We start from the raw sequence: 17,526 nt of genomic DNA, 5'->3' as shown, positions 1-17,526 counted from the left end.
GGCTCACCCGAAGGTCGGGCGACCTGCAGGACTTTCGGGTCAGGCTCTCAGAGCGCGGCGACGGTCTGCCGCGCCAGCTCGGCAAGCCGGGCCGTCGCGCCATCGAGCACGCTGGCGGTCTGGAGGATGCACGACACGCGCGGCAGCGCCGGCAAGGTGCCCGCTTCGAGCAGGGCATCGGGCAGGAACAGCGGCGTGCGCACCGTCAGGCCCAGGCCCGCCTGCACGGCGGCACGCAACGTGGTGAGGTTGGGTGTTTCGACGGTAATGCGAAAGACCCGGCCGGCATCTTCGAGCGCGCGGATCGCGGCCTCGCGAAAGCGGCATGGCTGTTCGAGCACGGCCAGCGGAATGACCGGCCGCCCCGCCAGGCCCGCTTCGCCGAACCAGGCCATATCGGCCGTGGAGACGGCGCTTTCGTCATTGGGCAGGCCATAGCCCAGCACGATGTCGAGCTGGCGCCGCTCCAACTGGCCCAGCAGTTCGGCCGTGCCGGCGATCCGCGAATAGATCTGCGCTTCGGGATGCAATTCGGCAAACTGGGCAAGCAGGCCCGACAGCAGCATTTCGGCAAAATCCTGGACCATGCCGATGCGCGCGGGGCCATTGAAATGGCCGGCACTGACCGCGGCAACGGCCTCGTCATGCAAGGTGAGCACCTTGCGCGCATAATCGAGCATCAGCTCGCCGGCCGGGGTCAGCGTCAGCCGGCGCCCGTCGCGGTGGAACAGCGTCTGTTGCAGCAGTTCTTCCAGGCGCTTGATCTGCAGGCTGAGCGCCGATTGCGTGACGAACACCTTTTCCGAAGCGTTGAGCATCGAACCGGTGTCCACGATGGCGACAAAGCTGCGAAGCAGGTTGGTAGGCAGATTGACCGGCATGAAGGCACCATCAACAACGGGTTACAAAGGATTGGCCCGGCGAAACCGCGCCGGGCCACAAAGAGGCAGGCTGGCGCGTTCGGGTGCGGATGTCCGCCGGCCGTTGGAATGCGCTTCGTGTCGGTCTGCTACCGCTCCCGAATTTATCTATCAAAATAGTAGACATTTAAAATGCTAAAGCAAGTGTTTGTTTGCGCGCCCTGCCGCAGGAATCGGGGGCTTGGCAGCCATCTATGAGCCATGCTTATGGGTGGCAAACAAAACTCAATTGATTGCATAGACAATGCACGGTCTGCTGCTGCCACGTCTTGCCCCGTGTCACGTCATGCAGGTTTGCCTTTCATGTCCACCCGTATCCTTGCCCGCCTTGCCCGCTCGCGCTGGTCCTCGCCGCTGGTGCTGCTTGTCGTGTGGGAACTCGCCTCGCGCAGTGGCTTGATCCCAGAACGCACGCTGGCCGCGCCTTCGGCGGTGGTCGCCACCTTGTGGACGATGCTGGTGTCGGGCGAACTGCCACAGAACCTGCTGGTGTCCTTCTGGCGCGTGGGCCTTGGGCTGTCGATCGGCGTGGCCGCCGGCGTGGTGCTGGCGCTGGTGGCCGGGCTGTCACGCCAGGGCGAAGCCGCGGTCGATCCGATCATGCAGATCAAGCGCACCATTCCCACGCTGGCGCTGACCCCGCTGTTCATCGTGTGGTTCGGCATCGGCGAAACCCCCAAGGTGGCGCTGATCGCCTTCGCGTCGATGTTCCCGGTCTACCTCAACCTCTATAGCGGCATTCGCGGGGTGGATGTGCGCCTGCTGGAAGGCGCACGCAGCTTCGGCCTGTCGCAGGCAGAGCTGATCTGGCACGTCATCCTGCCCGGCGCCCTGCCCGCGCTGCTGACCGGGCTGCGCTATTCGCTCTCGATTGCCATCCTCGTGCTCGTCGTGGCCGAACAGATCAACGCGTCGGCCGGGCTTGGCTATCTCATCAACAACGCGCGCGATTTCATGCGCACCGATATCATCGTGGTGTGCCTGATGGTCTATGCCGTGCTTGGCCTGGGTGCCGACGCGCTGGTCCGCACGATCGAGCGCCGCGCCCTTGTCTGGCGCCCTTCCCTCATCAAGGCCTGAGCGCCGCATTGCCTCAAGGAGTGAGCCCCATGGACGCCCGCCTCCAGTTCCTTGCCGATACGCCTGCCGCGCCGGCCAGCCCCGCTGCCGATCCGATCGTGCGCCTCAACCGCTTTACCCGCCGCTTTGGCGATGTGACGGTGATCGATGGGTTGGACCTGGCCATCCAGCCGGGTGAATTCGTCGCCCTGCTCGGCCGCTCGGGTTCAGGCAAGACCACGCTGCTGCGCACGCTGGCCGGGCTCGACAGCGCCGATGGCCAGGACGTGACCGTACCCACCGCGCGCGCCGTGGTATTCCAGGATGCCCGCCTGCTGCCGTGGAAGAAAGTCTGGCGCAACGTGGCGCTGGGGCTCAAGGGCGCCGACATTCGCGCCCGTGCGCAGCACGCGCTCAAGGAAGTGGGCCTGGGCCATCGCCTCGATGCCTGGCCGCTCACGCTTTCGGGTGGCGAAGCGCAGCGCGTGGCGCTGGCCCGCGCCCTGGTGCGCGAACCGCAACTGCTGCTGCTCGACGAACCCTTTGCCGCGCTCGATGCGCTGACCCGGCTGCGCATGCACGAACTGGTGCTGGCCCTGTGGCGCGCCCACGGTTGCGCGGTGCTGATGGTCACGCACGACGTGGACGAAGCGGTGGCCTTGGCCGATCGCATCCTCGTCCTCGACGGTGGGCGCATTGCCGCGCAAGAGCGGATCACGATCGCGCGCGGCGCCCGCGCCGAACTGACCCTGCCACTCAAGGAAAAGCTGCTGGGTATTCTGGGCGGCACGCCGGCGCATTCCGGCCTGCCCGATCATGTGATACCCTTCCCCCACGCCGCTGCCGGAGCCTGATTGCATGGCCACGCTTGCCGTTCCTCCTGCGCTTGTTCCTGCCGAACCACGCGCCGGCATTGCCCGCCTGCGCGGCTTCGTCACCAACCTGGCCGAACTGGTCAGCGCCACGCGGGACGAGACCGAGATCCTGCAGACCGGGTCCAAGCTGCTCGCGCGCCTGATCGCGCAGGACGACTGGTTGCCCCCCGCCTTCGCCATTCCCCATCCCGAACGCTATCAGCAATACCTGCTCCACTGCGACAGCCGCGAGCGCTTCAGCGTGGTTTCGTTCGTCTGGGCGCCGGGCCAGGGCACCCCGATCCACGATCATCGCGTGTGGGGCCTGGTGGGTGTGCTGCGCGGGGCGGAAACATCGGAACGCTTCGCTCGCCAGAGCGATGGCAGCCTCAAGGCCGATGGGCCGGCCCAATTGCTGCGCGCGGGCGAAGTGGAAGCGGTGAGCCCTCGCGTGGGTGACATCCACCGCGTGCGCAACGCGCGCGCCGATGGCCCTTCGGTTTCCATCCATGTCTATGGCGCCAACATCGGCGCGGTCGAGCGCGCGACTTATGCGCTCGACGGCACGGCAAAGCGCTTCGTCTCTGGCTATGCCAGCTCGATGGTGCCCAACTTGTGGGATCGTTCGCAAAATCCATGACTACTTTGACCAAAGTTCGCACCACCAGCCCGCTTGGCCTGCGCCAGGCGCTGCTCGCGCGCCAGGAAATAGCCCTGATCGATTTGCGCGAAGAGGCCGATTTCGCGCGGGGCCACCCGCTGTTCGCCGCGCAGATTCCCTTGCGCCGGCTGGCGCTGGAAGCGCGCTGGCGCCTGCCCCGCACCGCTGTGCCGGTGGTGCTCTATGACAATGGCGAAGGGCTGGTCGAGCCTGCCGTCGAAATCCTGGAAAGCCTGGGCTTCAGCGATGTTTCCGCGCTCGAAGGCGGCCTTTCGGGTTGGCGCGATCAGGGATACGAACTGTTCGAGGATGTGAATTCCTACTCCAAGGCCTTTGGCGAACTGGTCGAGCATTACCGCCACACGCCGTCGTTGCCGGCGCCCGACGTGGCCGCGCTGATCGAGGAAAAGGCCGACATCGCCATTCTCGATGCACGGCGGTTTGAAGAATATGCCACGATGAGCATTCCGGGCGGGGTCAGCACGCCGGGCGCGGAGCTGGTCTTGCGCGCCCGCGCCGTGGCGCCCGATCCCGATACCACGATCATCGTCAACTGCGCCGGGCGCACCCGCTCGATCATCGGTACCCAGTCGCTGATCAATGCCGGCCTGCCCAACAAGATCTATGCCCTGCGCAACGGCACGATCGGCTGGACCCTGGCAGGCCAGGGGCTGGATACCGGGCAACAGCGCCGCGCGCCGCTGCCCGAAACCGGCCATGACTGGACCGACGAAGCGCGCGCCCGCGCGCGCGACGTGTCCTATCGCGCCGGCGTGCGCCACATCACCTGGGACGAACTGGCCCATCTGCGCGGCGACGCCGCGCGCACGCTTTACCAATATGACGTGCGCCTGCCCGAAGATTTCGCCGCGGGGCACCTGCCCGGTTTCCGCAATGCCCAGGGTGGGCAACTGGTGCAGGAGACCGACCATTTCGCCCCGGTGCGCGGCGCGCGCGTGGTGCTGGCCGACGATCTGGGCCCACGCGCCGACATGACGGCATCGTGGCTAGCGCAATTGGGCTGGGACGTCGCCGTGCTCGACTGGCCGCAAGGCGTGGCGCTGGAAACCGGCAGCGACGGCGCACCGCCGCCGCGCGGGCCCGAAGGCCGCTACAAGCGCCCCTATGAAGGCACCGACAATGCCGCAGCGGCCATGCAGGCCTACCTCGATTGGGAATTCGGCCTGGTGGAGCAGCTGCGCCGCGATGGCACGCATGGTTTCTACGTGATCTGAGAGGCGCGGCGCCCGCACGCCACGCCTCAAAGATTGGCTATTGACCCCACAGGAAAAACTTGTCAGCCTAAATTCAACTTGAAAGGTTGAGTTATGGCAAATGCACGTGTGCTCAATGATTTGCCGGTTGCAATTGTCGGCGGTGGATTCAGTGGCACGTTGCTCGCAATCCACCTGGCGCGGCGCGGGGCCCGCGTGGTCATCGTGGAGCGCGACCCCCAGGCCCTGGCCCATGGCCTCGCCTATGGCGCCTGCGGCCCGCAGCACCTGCTCAATGTGCGCGCCGGGAACATGAGCGCCTTTCCCGACGATCCGGGCCATTTCCTGCGCTGGCTGGGCCTGGCCGAAGCGGACGCTGCCAATCACTTTGCCACGCGCGCCAGTTATGGTGCCTATCTCGCCAGCCTGCTGGCCACCGCGCGCGCCATGATGCCCGATCGCATCGCCATTGCCATCGCCGCCGCGCAAGGCCTGGTGCCGCAGGCCGATGGCACGCTGCGACTGGCGCTGGACAATGGCGCGTCGCTGCATGCGCGCGCCGTCGTGCTGGCCCAGGGCAACCTGCCGCCGCAGCGCCACCGCGCGCTGGCCGGGTTCGAACCGCCGCAGGTCCTGCCCGATCCCTGGGCGCCCGGCGCGCTTGACGCGATTGCGCCCGATGCGCGTGTGCTGCTGGTGGGCACCGGCCTGACGGCGATCGACGTGATCCAGTCCCTTCAGGCGCGCGGGCACAAGGGGCCGATCCTGGCGCTGTCGCGGCGAGGCCTGGTGCCACGGGCCCATGCCGACAACGGACCCACCGTGACGCCGCAGCCGATGCCGACCGCACGGGGCAGCGCGCTGCTGCGCCAGATCCGCGCGCGCGCCCGCGACGTGGGCTGGCGCCATGCGATCGACGAACTGCGCCCGCACACCCATGCGCTGTGGCAGGCGCACGATGCCACGGCCCAGGCGCGCTTCCTGCGCCACGCCCGCCCCTGGTGGGACGTGCACCGCCACCGCATGGCCCCGGCGATCGCGCAGCGTATTGCCGCCTTGCGCACGGAAGGCCGTTTGACCGTGGTGGCGGGCAACCTGCAAGCGGTGGAACGCCGCAGCGACGGCAGCCTGGTGGCGCAATGGCGCACGCGACGCGACGCGCAAACCGTGACGCGCGCGCTCGATCACGTGGTGGTGTGCACCGGACCGGGGGGTGATCCCACGCAAAGCCGCGATCCGCTGCTGCGCGCCTTGCTCACCGCCGGCCATGCCCGGCCCTGCCCATTGCGGCTGGGGCTGGATGTGGACGGACACTGGCGGCTGCGCGATGGCGCTGGCCGTTCGGCCCTGCCGATCCATGCGATGGGCGCGCTGTCCAAGGGGCTCAATTGGGAAATGGTGGCCGTGCCCGATATCCGCCTGCAAGCGCAGCGCCTGGCAGAATATCTCACCCCGGTGCGGGAAGCGGTGGCGGCCTGAACATTGCGCCAGGGCCTTCGGCAGGCTCAGGGCGAACGGATTGAAAGAACAGTTTTCTCAATTCCGATCGGGCTGAGCTTGTCGAAGCCCCATGGCTGCAACGCGCTATCTAGACATCATACCCCGGCAAGTCGCGGTTCACGCGGCGCAACACCGCTTCCCATGCCAGCTGGTGGTGTGGCTTGCGCCCTTGCGCGGCGCGGGCGGCGGCGGGTTGTTCGGCGATCTGGCGCAGCGCCTCTTCCTGCGCTTCGGCCGGGGCGAGCAGCACGTGGTCGCGGCCGCCGGCCAGCGCCGCCACTTGCGCCGAGCACGCCTCTTCAAGCTGGTAGATCGCGGCCCAGGCTTCGCCCGGCGTGCGGCCCAGCGCCAGCGTGCCGTGGTTGCGCAGCAGCAGGAACTGCTTGTCGCCCAGATCGGCCACCAGCCGCTCCCGCTCATCCAGGTTGAGCGCGACGCCTTCGTAATCGTGGTAGCCCAGGCGCGGGATGATATAGAGCGCGCGCTGCGACAAGGGCAGCAGGCCTTCCTTGTGCGCCGAGGCGCCCATCCCGTCGCGGGTGTGGAAATGCGCGATCCAGTGCGCATCGGGGCGGGCGGCATGGATCGCGGAATGGATCACGTAGCCGGCATAGTTGATGCCGTATTCGCCCTCGCCGCCGATCACGTTGCCGTCCAGATCCACCTTGACCAGGCTCGACGCGGTGATTTCGTCAAAAGCCAGGCCGAACGGGTTGATCAGGAAATGGGCATCGGGCCCCGGCACCCGCGCGGTGACGTGGGTATAGAGGAAATCGTCGTAATCGTAGATCGCCGAAATGCGGTAGAACGCAGCGAGATCGACGCGCGTGGCCCATTCGGCCTCGCTGATGCCATCGGGGCGTTCCTGCGGGTCGGAAACGGGACGTTCGAGAACGGTGGCCATGGAAAAGGCTCCTTCAACCGGCCAGGGCGACAGGGCGGTCCTGGCGCGCGGCGTATTTAGCATGAACCAGCGGAATCAGATGCTCGCCATAGGCGATAGCATCGCCAAGCGGATCGAACCCGCGGATAAGGAAATGATCGATCCCGAGATCGGCATAGGCCAGCATGGCATCGGCCACCTGCTCGGGCGTGCCGACCAGGCCGGTGCTGTTGCCCTGCGCGCCGGTGAGCGCGGCCACTCCGGTCCACAGGCGCGCATCGCGGCGATTGCCCGTGGCGGTTTCGAGCAGGCGCAGCGAGCCTGCGTTGGGTGGGCGATGGCCGCTGACCGGCAGGCCAGCCGCTTCGCGCACGGCCCGCACCTGGTCCTCGATATCGCGCGCCTTGGCCCAGGCCGCTTCTTCGGTATCGGCGATGACCGGGCGCAGCGAGAGCGAGAAGCCGGGCTTGCGTCCATGGTCGGCCGCGGCGTGGCGCACCTGGCGCACGGCATCGGCCACTTGCGCCAGGGTTTCGCCCCAAAGCGCATAGACATCGGCGTGGCGGCCGGCGACGGCAATCGCCTCGGGCGAGGAACCGCCGAAGAACACCGGCAGATTCGACGGCTTTACCGCGCTGAACCCCTGGCGCACTTCATAGAAGCGGCCCTTGTGATCGAACGGAACGGTCGCGTTCCATTCCTGGCGCAGCACGTCGAGGTATTCGTCGGTGCGGGTATAGCGTTCGGCCTTGGTCGAGCCGACATCGCCGTCACGGGCCATTTCCTCGTCCGCGCCGCCGGTGATGATGTGCACCGCCACGCGCCCGCCCGAAAGCTGATCGAGCGTGGCAAGCTGCCGCGCGGCCAGCGTAGGCTGGGTAAAGCCGGGACGATGTGCGACGAGAAAGCCGAGCCGCTTGGTCAGCGCCGCCGCATGGGCCGCGACGATCTGGCTTTCGGGCGAGTTCGACCCGAACGGGATCAACACCCGGTCAAAGCCGCCAGCTTCCTGCGCTCGCGCCGCGTCTTCCACATAGGCGCGATCGAGGATGCGGCGCGCCGGGCCGTGGATTTCCGAGGTATTGTTGAAGCCGATATAGCCGATGAACTTGAGCGTCATGGCCTGGTGCCCTTTTTCGTTGAAATGCCGGAAACAATCTCGGCACGAATGTCTATCTTGGCAATCGAGTTATCCGCGCGGCCTATTGGCATTGCTCAATAGGGAGGGGCTCAATAGCGAGGGGCTCAATAGCCACGCGCCGGCTCCACCAGATCGCGCGGCGGCTCCCCTTGTGCAAAGCGGGTGATATCGGCCAGGATCTTGGCCAGGAGCTTGTCGCGCGCCACGGTGTAGTTGGACGAGAGGTGCGGCGTGAGCCTGACGCGCGGATGGGTGTAGAGGCGGTGACCGGCCGGAAGCGGTTCGGGATCCGTCACATCGAGCGTGGCGAAACCCAGGTGCCCGCGATCGAGCGCTTCGAGCAGGGCCGCCTGGTCAACCACGCTGCCGCGCGCCACGTTGACGAGGTGCGCGCCCGGCTTGGCCCGCGCCAGCAACGTGACGTCAACGAGATGGCGGGTTTGCGGCGTGGCCGGCACGGCCAGCACGATGTGATCCGCCCGCGCCACCACGTCTTCCACGCGGGCGACCAATTCCACGCCGGAAAGCCCCTCGGGCAAGGCGCCGGTGCGCCGCACCGCCACGACCCGCGCGCCCAGCGCCAGCGCCCGGCGCGCCACGGCCTGGCCAATGGCGCCCAGCCCGACCAGGCCGATGGTGCTGCCCAGGACCTGGCCCAGCGCGGAATAGCGCCAGCCTTCGGGCCCGCGCGCGGCCACGCCATCGAGATCCTTGGCCTGGCGATAGATCGCGCCGATCACATAGTCGGCAATCTCTTCCGAAGCGGTGCCGCGGGCGCAACTGACCAAAGGCCCGTCAAGGAGCCAGGCCGGGTAGAAATCGATGCCGGCAGACGCGCTGCACACCCAGCGCAGCCGCCCCGGCCAGACCGGCGGCGCCGGCGCCGCGCGGGCCGGCGCCCAGGCGGGAGATGGCCGCACGACCAGGACATCGGCATCGGCCGCCGCGCGCCAGGGTTCATCCTCGGGCGCCGCGATCACTCGCGGGCGCGCCGGGTGGCTGGCCAAGGCATCGTTGAGCGCCGGTTCGAGCTGGCTGGCGATGACAAGGCTGTTGGGGGCAAGGCTCATTGGCCCAGCCCCGCCCGGCCAGCGCCGACCAGCACGGTATCGGCCTGGGGCGAATGGATCCGGCTGCACAGCACGTCGCGATAGTGCCGCTCCAGCGGGTTGGCACGGCTGATCCCGGGATTGCCGGTCAGCTCCAGCCCGATTTCCACCGCGCGGATGGCATTGGCATTGGCAAGGTGCTTGATCAGGTTGGCTTCGTGCGGCGACGTGGACAGGCCGGCATCGGCGGCGCGCGCCGCATTCTCGATCAGCACTCGGTTGGTCAGCAGCAGGCCTTCGATTTCGCCGAACTTTTCCTGCACGCGCGGCAGGGTGGCAAGCGCGGCGCCAAGGTTGGCCGGCTTGCGCGCGTTGAGATAGCCGACCAGCCAATCGCGCGCGGCGCGGGCCACGCCATCATAGATCGTGGCGATGGCCAGGGCATTCCACAGGAACGCGCTGGTATCGTCACCCGGCTTGGGCGCCCATTCCTCGGGCGCGCGCAAGTCAACCGCCAGGGCCGGCGGCACCGGCGTATCGGCAAAGACCACCTTGTGGCTGACCGTGGCGCGCATGCCCAGATGATCCCATTCGGGCACGATGGTGATGCCATCGCTGTCCGGCCGCACCAGGAACAGGCCCAGGCGCAGCGGCGTCTCGTCCGTCTTGGCCCAGACGGCGAACCAGTCGAGCCCGGTGGAACCGGTGGAATAGATCTTCTCGCCCGAAATGCGCCAGCCATCGTCGGTGCGGCGCGCCACCGTGGCCGGCAACCCGCCGCGCACCGGGGTCCCCAGTTCGGGCTCCACCCGGAAGGTGCCGACCAGGCCCTTGCCCGCCACCGCTTCGCGCGCCAGGCGTTCATACAGCGCGCGATCCCAGCGCCGGCCCTTTTCCGGCGCGGCGTGGAACGCATACGTCATGAACAGGATCAGCGCGGTCGACGGCTCACCCTTGGCGACCGCGCCAAGCACGCGCAGCGTATCGAGAAAGCCGGCGCCCGCCCCGCCCAGGCGCGGGGCCACGGTCAGGCCGATCAGCCCTTCGCGCGCCAGGATGTCGAAGTTTTCGCGCGGGAACCGGGGATTGCGGTCATAGTCTTCCGCCCGGTGCGCCAGTTCACGGGTCAGGCGATCGAGCGCGGCATCGGACAAGTCGGGATGGTCGGCGGAAAGGGCATGCGTGGCCATCGCTCAGGCCTCCTTGATCTGGGCATTGAAACGGTTGTCCCACAGCGGGCGCATGTCGACCCGGCGGCCGATCAGGCCCGCCTTGGCAAAGACATCGGCCACCCCCTGCTGCGAAGCGATGGCAGCATCGCTGACGCGGCGCAGCGTGAAGGGATCGCTGCGGCGGGCGAACTGGTCGTTGACCAACGCCACCGGCACGCCGATGGCATCGGCCACCTTGCCGGCCCAGACGTTCTGGTTTGCCGCCGTCCAGGCATAGCCTTGCTGGGTCAGGCGCAAGTAGCGCGCGATCCAATCGGCACGCAGCGGATCGGCAATCGCATCCTTGTGCGCGGCCACGATATAGTTGCCCGAAAGAAACCCCAGCGCGGTGCGCAGCACGCGCGCGCCTTGCGTGGCCAGCGCGCGCTGGATCGGAAAGCCATAGATCGCCCAGGCATCGAGCGAACCGTTGCCGAACGCGGCAGCGCCATCGGCCACGGTCATCGCCACGGGCTCGATGTCGCCCCAGGCGAGGCCGACAGATTCGAGCATGCGGATCAGGAAATACTGCGTGGTGGTGGCACGGACATAGCCCACCCGCTTGCCCTTCAGGTCGGCCAGGGTGCGCAGCGCCGATCCGCGCGGCACCAGCACGGCCTGGTTGTTGACGTCGCCATGGTAGACCGCGATCTGCCGGAAGCTCTGCACCGTGGACGCTGCCGCGAAGACCGGGGGAATTTCGCTCATCCCGCCAAAGTCGATCGCGCCGGAATTGAGCGCCTCGACCACGAGATGGCCGGATTCGAATTCGGAATAGTGCACGGGAAAATCGGGCACGATCCCGGCCGTGGCAAAGATCAGGCGGTTGTCGCTTTCGCCCTTGCCGGTGATGGCAACGCGCAGGGCGGTGGGCTTGGCCGTGCCGGAACAGCCGGCCAGCAGCGCGGCACCGGCCCCGGCCAGGAACGAACGACGGGCAACGCCGGGCACGGCACGGCGGGTATCGAATGGAACAGACATAATCTCAACCCTATCCGTTGAGTTTACCGTCGACCAATGAGATTTCCTTTGCCGTGATGAGCATCGGCAATGCGTTCGGGGCCATGACGATAACTCAACCATTGAAGTTGAGTTTCAATAGGACGGGCTGGTGGCCGCTCTCTAACCGGGCAGACAACAAGCCTTGAGGGGAAATCATGACTCGTTCCGCATTCGCGCTGGCCCTGTTGGCCAGTGCCGCCGCCGCGCCCTTTACACCCGCGCTCGCCGCGCCCGCTGCCGATGCCCCGGTGCCCGATGCGGCCCCAGCCGCCGACCCGGCCGCCGACGCGGGCAGCAAGGATGACATCGTCGTCACGGCCACGCGTCGCGAAACGCGCCTGCAGCAGACGCCCGTGGCGGTCAGCGTGATCGGCAACGAATTCCGCGCCCAGCAGAACGTGATCACCGCCCGCGATCTCGCCGGGCAGATCCCCGGCCTCTATACCGCGCCGAGCGGCATCACCCCGCTGACCAACACGTTCTTCATTCGCGGCATCGGCAACAGCGACCCGATCTTCGACCCAACCGTTGGGACCTATATCGACGACGTGTACCTGGCGCGCGCGATCAACGGCATGTCCGACCTGACCGACGTGGCGCGGGTGGAAGTGCTGCGCGGGCCGCAGGGCACCTTGTTCGGGGCCAATTCGGCGGGCGGCGCCATCCGCTATGTCACCAGCACCCCCACCGACCGTTTCAGCCTGCGCGGCGACATCGGCTATGGCAATTACAACACGGTCAATGCCCACGGCTATGTGGCCGGCACGCTGGTACCCGGCCTGCTGGTGGGCAGCGTGGCCATCGCCCACGACCAGCACGACGGCTATACCTGGAACCCGTCGCAGAAGGACCACGTCAACAACCAGAACACCACCGGCGGGCGGATCAAGCTGGTGCTGACCCCGGCAGCAGGGCTGAAAGTGACGCTGACCGGCGATGGCACGATCGACCATTCGCAGGCCGCGCAATATGTTGCCACCACCTATAATCCCACCAATGCGGCGTTGAGCGGCCTGGGCGCGATCACGGGCGGCACGCTGTATAGCCCGACCTCGTTCTCGCGCTACAAGGCCAATGTCAGCTATGCCGGGCGCTATCCCACCAACACGTCGCGCACCGGCGGGCTGACCGCGCGGATCGACTATGACGTGAACGCCCACCTGGCCCTGCACAGCATCACCGCGCTGCGCGCGTTCAGCCAGAACCCGGTGAACTACAACAACGATGGCCAGGCGCAGTTGCCCTACAATTCCGCGCAACCGCGGGCGATCGACATTTCCGACAACTACATCACCTATCGCCAGCACCAGTTCACCCAGGAACTGCAGTTGCAGGGCACGTGGCAGAGCTTCGATTTTACCGGCGGGCTCTATTACCTGTTCGAGAATTTCGCCAGCGACCGGCTGGGCTATGTCACTGGGCTGCCGCAGTCCGACACGGCCCTGCCCGCCGCGCCCTTCGACCAGATCGGACGGACGCGCAGCTTCAACTATTCCGCCTATTTCCAGGGCAACCTTCATGTCACCCCGCGCCTGACGTTTACCGCTGGCGGGCGCTATATCATCCAGCGCCGCACCTTTGCCTTCCGCGGCGTGAACTATGACCTCGACGGCAACCCCATCGATCCCACGCTCTATCCCCAGGTCCTGACCGGCGGGGCGATCCCGGCGCTGGGCGTGAGCGTTTCGGCCGCGCAGGTGAACTTCACCAATGCCGGCATTCTCAATGCCAAGACCTGGCATGCCTTTACGCCCAAGGCCGGACTGTCATGGCAGGCCACGCCCGACGTATTCCTGTTTGCCAGCTATGCCAAGGGATTCGACGCCGGCGGTTTCAACAACCGCGCGCTCAACCTGGCAACGGCGCTGCCCTATGACCCCGAAACGGTGAACACCTATGAAGCGGGGATCAAGACCGACTGGTTCAACCACGATCTGCGCCTGAACCTGACGGGGTTCTATAACGACTACAAGAACCTGCAGACGTCCGTTTCGGCCTATAGCCCGATTTCGGGCACGTATGTCAGCACCCGCGGCAACGCGCCGTCGGCCCACACCGAAGGGTTCGAACTGGAAACCGCCGCGCAGCCCTGGCGCCGCCTGGCGCTGGTGTTCAACGTGACGTACCTGGCCACGCGCTATGACGATTATGCCGCGCCGGCCTATGGCACGGTGCCGGCCTATACCTACACCGGCAACCAGTTCCCCTTCCAGCCCAAGTGGCAATATTTCGCCTCGGCCACCTGGACGGTGCCGGTGGGCGTGCCGGGTGAAGTGAAGCTGGGCGCCAGCGGCAATTTTCAGACCTCGTATTTCTCCAACCAGCTCAACACCCCGGCCTACCAGATCCCGGCGCATGGCTATGCCAATGCCTTCATCAGCTATGCCACGCCCGATGAACGCTGGACCTTCACGCTGACCGGCCGCAACCTCACCAATTCGTTCTTCTTCACCTCGCTCAGCCCGGTGGGCGCGGCGATCAAGTCCGGGCCCTATGCCGGGACCATCCTGTTGCAGGGCGCGCAAAATCCGCCGCGCACGGTGTTCCTCAAGGCGGCCTACGCCTTTTGATCGGCGCGGCGGCCGACCGGCGGGCATTGGCAATTCTTGAATTGAATTGAGCAGCTCTCGGTCGCCCCGCCGCCGCCAAGGCCTATCATGGCAAAAAACAAGCAACCGCCGGGGAGATGGAAAGGACCATGACATGACGACCAAGAGAGAACTTCGCCTCGGTTTCATTCTCCACGGCGTTGGCCCCGGCTGGGACGACTGGCGCCACCCCGATGCGCTGGTCGACGCCAGCACCAACTTCGCCTTCTACAAGCGCCAGGCCCAGGCGGCCGAGCGCGGCAAGTTCGACTACCTGTTCGTGGCCGACAGCGTTTCGATCAACGCACGGTCGAGCCCGCACTACCTCAACCGGTTCGAGCCGCTGACCATCCTTTCGGCGCTGGCCGCCGTGACCGAGCATATCGGCCTGGTCGGCACGGCCACGGTTTCCTATACCGAACCCTATAACCTGGCACGCCAGTTCGCCTCGCTCGACCATATCAGCGGCGGGCGCGCGGGCTGGAACGTGGTGACCAGCTGGCTGGAAGGCAGCGCGGCCAATTTCGGCAAGGACGAGCACCTGGCGCACGACACGCGCTATCGCCTGGCGGCCGAATACCTCGACGTGGCCAAGGGCTTGTGGGACAGCTGGGAAGACGACGCGCTGGTGCGCGACAAGGCCAGCGGCCAGTTCCTCGATCCCGACAAGCTGCATGAACTCAACCACAAGGGCGAGTTCCTGAAAGTGAAGGGCCCGCTCAACATCTCGCGCAGCCCGCAGGGCCAGCCGGTGATCTTCCAGGCCGGATCGAGCGAGGACGGGCGCAGCTTTGCCGCCGCGCAAGCCGAGGCGATCTTCACCCACCAGGAAGACCTGGCCGAAGCGCAGAAGTTCTATGCCGATATCAAGGCCCGCGCGCGCGGCTTTGGCCGCGATCCCGAAAAGGTCTTCATCGTGCCCGGCGCGCGGCCGGTGATCGGCGGCACCGAAGCGGAAGCCGAGGCCAAGTATCGCGAGCTGGCCGAACTGGGCAACCTGGAAAACGCGCTGCGCGCGCTGGGCCGTGGCTTCAACGACCACAACTTCAGCGTCTATGATCCCGATGGGCCCTTCCCGCGCGAAGTGGCCGCCGAAGGGCTCAAGAGCAACCAGAGCCAATCCGCCCGCGTGCTGGCCCTGGCCGACCAGGGGCTGACCCTGCGCGAGATCGCGCTGCGCAGCGCCACGCCGCGCGGCCTGTTCGTGGGCACGCCCGACCAGATCGCCGACAGGTTCGAGCAATGGCTCGAACAGCGTGGCGCCGACGGGTTCAATTTGTTCGAAAGCCTGCCCGGCCAGCTGGAAGCGTTCGTGGACGAAGTGGTGCCGATCCTGCAACGGCGCGGCATCTACAAGACCGACTATCCCGGCAGCACGTTCCGCGACACGCTGGGCCTGGATGTGCCCGTCAACCGCCACACCGCCGCGCGCACGGCGCGCAGCGCGGCCTGAGCGAGGGAGAAAACGCCATGAGCACCGACATTCTGGCACGCAACGACCACGGGCTGGCTTTCACGCGCCTGCAGCCCACCATCGGGGCCGAAGTGAGCGGCATCGATCTGTCTGCACCGATCACCCCGTTGCAGCGGGAAGCGATCCGCGCCGCGGTCTTGCGCTACAAAGTGATCTTCTTCCGCGACCAGGTGCTGACCGACGCGCAACAGGCCGCTTTTGCCGGCCAGTTCGGGCCGCTCTACACCCACCCCACGACACGGCACAACGCCGGGATCACCCCGATCCACGCGATCGCGGCTGAAGACCTCAAGCACGCCGGGGATCGCTATCTCGATCACCTGGACAAGGGCGAGGCCTATCACACCGACACCAGTTGGCGCCTGGTGCCGACCTGGGGCGCGGTGCTGCGCGACGTGCGGCTGCCCGAAGTGGGCGGCGACACGATATGGGTGGACGCGCACCTGGCGTGGAAAAGCCTGCCCGAAGCGCTGCAGGCGCGGCTGGAAGGATTGCACGTCACGCACAATTTCCTCGGCGCGCTCAAGGCCGTGGGCCACGAATACCCGATCGTGGCGCATCCCGTGGTGCGCACCCACCGCGAAACCGGCGAGAAGATCCTGTGGGTCAATTTCTCGCAGCAGCCGCAGATCCTGGGCGTGGAACTGGCCGAAAGCCGCGAGTTGCTGGCGCAGATCCTGCAGCAGTACAAGCGGCCCGAACTGCAGGTGCGCTTCAGCTGGCGGCCCAATTCGGTGGCGTTCTGGGACAACCGGGCCGCTGTGCATTATGCCGTGCGCAACTATGGCGATTTCCCCCGTGAACTGCATCGCGTGCTGATCGCCGACGAGCCCTTATGGTCCGATCTGTGAACGAAACAGGCATTGTCCATCCGTCCCTCACCCGCCGCAATGCGATCATGGCAGCAGGTGGCCTGGCGGCGGCTGGTTTCCTCGCCCTGGCCGCCTGCGGCCGGGGCGGGGCCACATCGGGCACCCTGCGCGTGGGCAACCAGCGCGGTAGCACCAAGGCCCTGATGCTGGCCGCCGGCGTGCTGGACGGCGCGCCGTATCGCGTGGAGTGGTCGGAATTTCCCGCCGCGCAAAACCTGCTCGAAGCGCTGGGGTCCGGCGCGGTGGATGTGGGCCTGGTGGGCGACGCGCCGTTCCAGTTCGCCTATCAGGCCGGCAGCCCGATCGTGGCCGTGGGCGCCATGGCAGTGGTGCCGCCCACGCCCGAAGGCGCGTTGGCGATCCTCGTGTCGCCACGCTCGGCCGCACGCTCGATCGGCGACCTGGTGGGCAAGCGCATTGCGTCCACCCGTGGCTCTATCGGGCATTACCTGGTGCTGCGCGCGCTGCAACAGGCCGGGCTCAAAGCCGATGCCGTGCACATGGTGTTCCTTTCGCCCAGCGACAGCCAGGCCGCACTGCAGACCGGGGCCATCGATGCCTGGGCCACCTGGGCGCCCTATACCGTGGCCGCGCTGGCCCAGGGCGCGCACATTGCCGTGGATGGCCGGCCGTTTTCCAACGGCACGGGTTTCGATGTGGCCTATGCCGGGGCCGCCAAGGCCAAGCGCGACCTGCTGGCCGATTTCCTGGATCGCGAGACCAAGGCGCTGGCCTGGGCGGCCAGCCACGTGGAGGAATACGCCGCCCTCCTCTCGCGCGAGACCGGGCTGCCGCTCGCCATTGCCCGCGCCACCGCGCAGCGCAACGGCCGCGTGCGCACCCCGATCGATGCCGGGCTGATCGCGGCGCAGCAGAGCGTGCTCGACACCTTCCGCCAGGCCGGCGAAGTGAAAGCGCCGCGCCCGCTTGCCCAGGCCTTTGCGCCAATCGTGTAGGGCGAACAAGCGGGGCCCCGGATCAGGTCCGGGGCCCCCCTACTTTTTAACGCCCATCCCGTTTGGCCTATTGCCAGACATCATAGGCCACCAAACAAACTCAATTGGATTGATAGAGTATAATTCCGCAAGGCAACCCCAC

Annotated in this window: 15 protein-coding genes; 9 read left to right on the top strand and 6 right to left on the bottom strand. The window is 66.9% G+C overall.

The annotated features are described in order from the left end of the window. Positions 1-47: 47 nt before the first annotated feature. Positions 48-881, bottom strand: coding sequence for a LysR substrate-binding domain-containing protein (locus FHW94_RS17370; RefSeq protein ID WP_168557091.1), 834 nt, complete (start codon positions 879-881; stop codon positions 48-50). Positions 882-1,223: 342 nt separating this feature from the next. Between FHW94_RS17370 and FHW94_RS17365 the strand changes: the two genes are divergently transcribed. The 5 genes from FHW94_RS17365 to FHW94_RS17345 all read left to right on the top strand — a co-directional run bounded on the left by FHW94_RS17365 (position 1,224) and on the right by FHW94_RS17345 (position 6,187). After that, complete coding sequence (locus FHW94_RS17365; RefSeq protein ID WP_168557090.1) at positions 1,224-2,000, top strand: ABC transporter permease; 777 nt, start codon at positions 1,224-1,226, stop codon at positions 1,998-2,000. A gap of 29 nt (positions 2,001-2,029) precedes the next feature. Continuing rightward, positions 2,030-2,833, top strand: coding sequence for an ABC transporter ATP-binding protein (locus tag FHW94_RS17360; RefSeq protein WP_168557089.1), 804 nt, complete (start codon positions 2,030-2,032; stop codon positions 2,831-2,833). Positions 2,834-2,837: 4 nt separating this feature from the next. Beyond that, complete coding sequence (locus FHW94_RS17355; protein ID WP_168557088.1) at positions 2,838-3,473, top strand: cysteine dioxygenase; 636 nt, start codon at positions 2,838-2,840, stop codon at positions 3,471-3,473. Then, positions 3,470-4,729: a rhodanese-like domain-containing protein gene (locus FHW94_RS17350; protein ID WP_168557087.1), complete on the top strand. Its 1,260-nt coding sequence runs from the start codon at positions 3,470-3,472 to the stop codon at positions 4,727-4,729. Before FHW94_RS17355 ends, FHW94_RS17350 begins: the two co-directional genes overlap by 4 nt. A 93-nt stretch (positions 4,730-4,822) precedes the next feature. Beyond that, positions 4,823-6,187 (top strand): FAD/NAD(P)-binding protein, encoded by a 1,365-nt coding sequence (locus tag FHW94_RS17345; RefSeq protein ID WP_168557086.1) that lies wholly within the window; start codon positions 4,823-4,825, stop codon positions 6,185-6,187. 109 nt (positions 6,188-6,296) lie between these two features. Here the strand turns inward: FHW94_RS17345 and FHW94_RS17340 are convergent, their stop codons facing one another. The 5 genes from FHW94_RS17340 to FHW94_RS17320 all read right to left on the bottom strand — a co-directional run bounded on the left by FHW94_RS17340 (position 6,297) and on the right by FHW94_RS17320 (position 11,473). After that, a complete protein-coding gene (locus FHW94_RS17340; RefSeq protein WP_168557085.1) occupies positions 6,297-7,112 on the bottom strand; it encodes a class II aldolase/adducin family protein in 816 nt (271 codons plus the stop codon). A 13-nt stretch (positions 7,113-7,125) separates the two neighbouring features. After that, positions 7,126-8,211 (bottom strand): LLM class flavin-dependent oxidoreductase, encoded by a 1,086-nt coding sequence (locus tag FHW94_RS17335; protein ID WP_168557084.1) that lies wholly within the window; start codon positions 8,209-8,211, stop codon positions 7,126-7,128. Between the two features lie 125 nt (positions 8,212-8,336). Further along, a complete protein-coding gene (locus FHW94_RS17330) occupies positions 8,337-9,302 on the bottom strand; it encodes an NAD(P)-dependent oxidoreductase (RefSeq protein ID WP_168557083.1) in 966 nt (321 codons plus the stop codon). Beyond that, the gene (locus tag FHW94_RS17325; protein ID WP_168557082.1) at positions 9,299-10,471 is read right to left on the bottom strand and encodes an acyl-CoA dehydrogenase family protein; all 1,173 of its coding nucleotides are present in this window, start codon (positions 10,469-10,471) and stop codon (positions 9,299-9,301) included. The genes FHW94_RS17330 and FHW94_RS17325 overlap by 4 nt, the downstream gene beginning before the upstream one ends. A gap of 3 nt (positions 10,472-10,474) precedes the next feature. Further along, on the bottom strand, positions 10,475-11,473 hold the full coding sequence (locus FHW94_RS17320; RefSeq protein ID WP_168557081.1) for an ABC transporter substrate-binding protein: 999 nt from the start codon (positions 11,471-11,473) through the stop codon (positions 10,475-10,477). A 176-nt stretch (positions 11,474-11,649) separates the two neighbouring features. On the opposite strand from FHW94_RS17320, the gene FHW94_RS17315 reads away from it, so the two are divergent. The 4 genes from FHW94_RS17315 to FHW94_RS17300 all read left to right on the top strand — a co-directional run bounded on the left by FHW94_RS17315 (position 11,650) and on the right by FHW94_RS17300 (position 17,384). After that, positions 11,650-14,064, top strand: a complete 2,415-nt coding sequence (locus FHW94_RS17315) for a TonB-dependent receptor (protein WP_168557080.1) — start codon at positions 11,650-11,652, stop codon at positions 14,062-14,064. Positions 14,065-14,197: 133 nt separating this feature from the next. Continuing rightward, positions 14,198-15,535: an LLM class flavin-dependent oxidoreductase gene (locus tag FHW94_RS17310; protein ID WP_168557079.1), complete on the top strand. Its 1,338-nt coding sequence runs from the start codon at positions 14,198-14,200 to the stop codon at positions 15,533-15,535. A gap of 17 nt (positions 15,536-15,552) precedes the next feature. Further along, positions 15,553-16,407 (top strand): TauD/TfdA family dioxygenase, encoded by an 855-nt coding sequence (locus tag FHW94_RS17305; RefSeq protein ID WP_168557078.1) that lies wholly within the window; start codon positions 15,553-15,555, stop codon positions 16,405-16,407. A gap of 47 nt (positions 16,408-16,454) precedes the next feature. After that, positions 16,455-17,384: an ABC transporter substrate-binding protein gene (locus FHW94_RS17300; protein ID WP_210425746.1), complete on the top strand. Its 930-nt coding sequence runs from the start codon at positions 16,455-16,457 to the stop codon at positions 17,382-17,384. The last annotated feature ends 142 nt before the right edge of the window (positions 17,385-17,526 follow it).

Origin of the sequence: Novosphingobium sp. SG720 (assembly GCF_012275365.1) — a bacterium.
Lineage (GTDB): Bacteria > Pseudomonadota > Alphaproteobacteria > Sphingomonadales > Sphingomonadaceae > Novosphingobium > Novosphingobium rhizosphaerae.
Note: the sequence above shows the minus strand (reverse complement) of the source record. Positions and strands in the feature narration are given on the sequence as shown.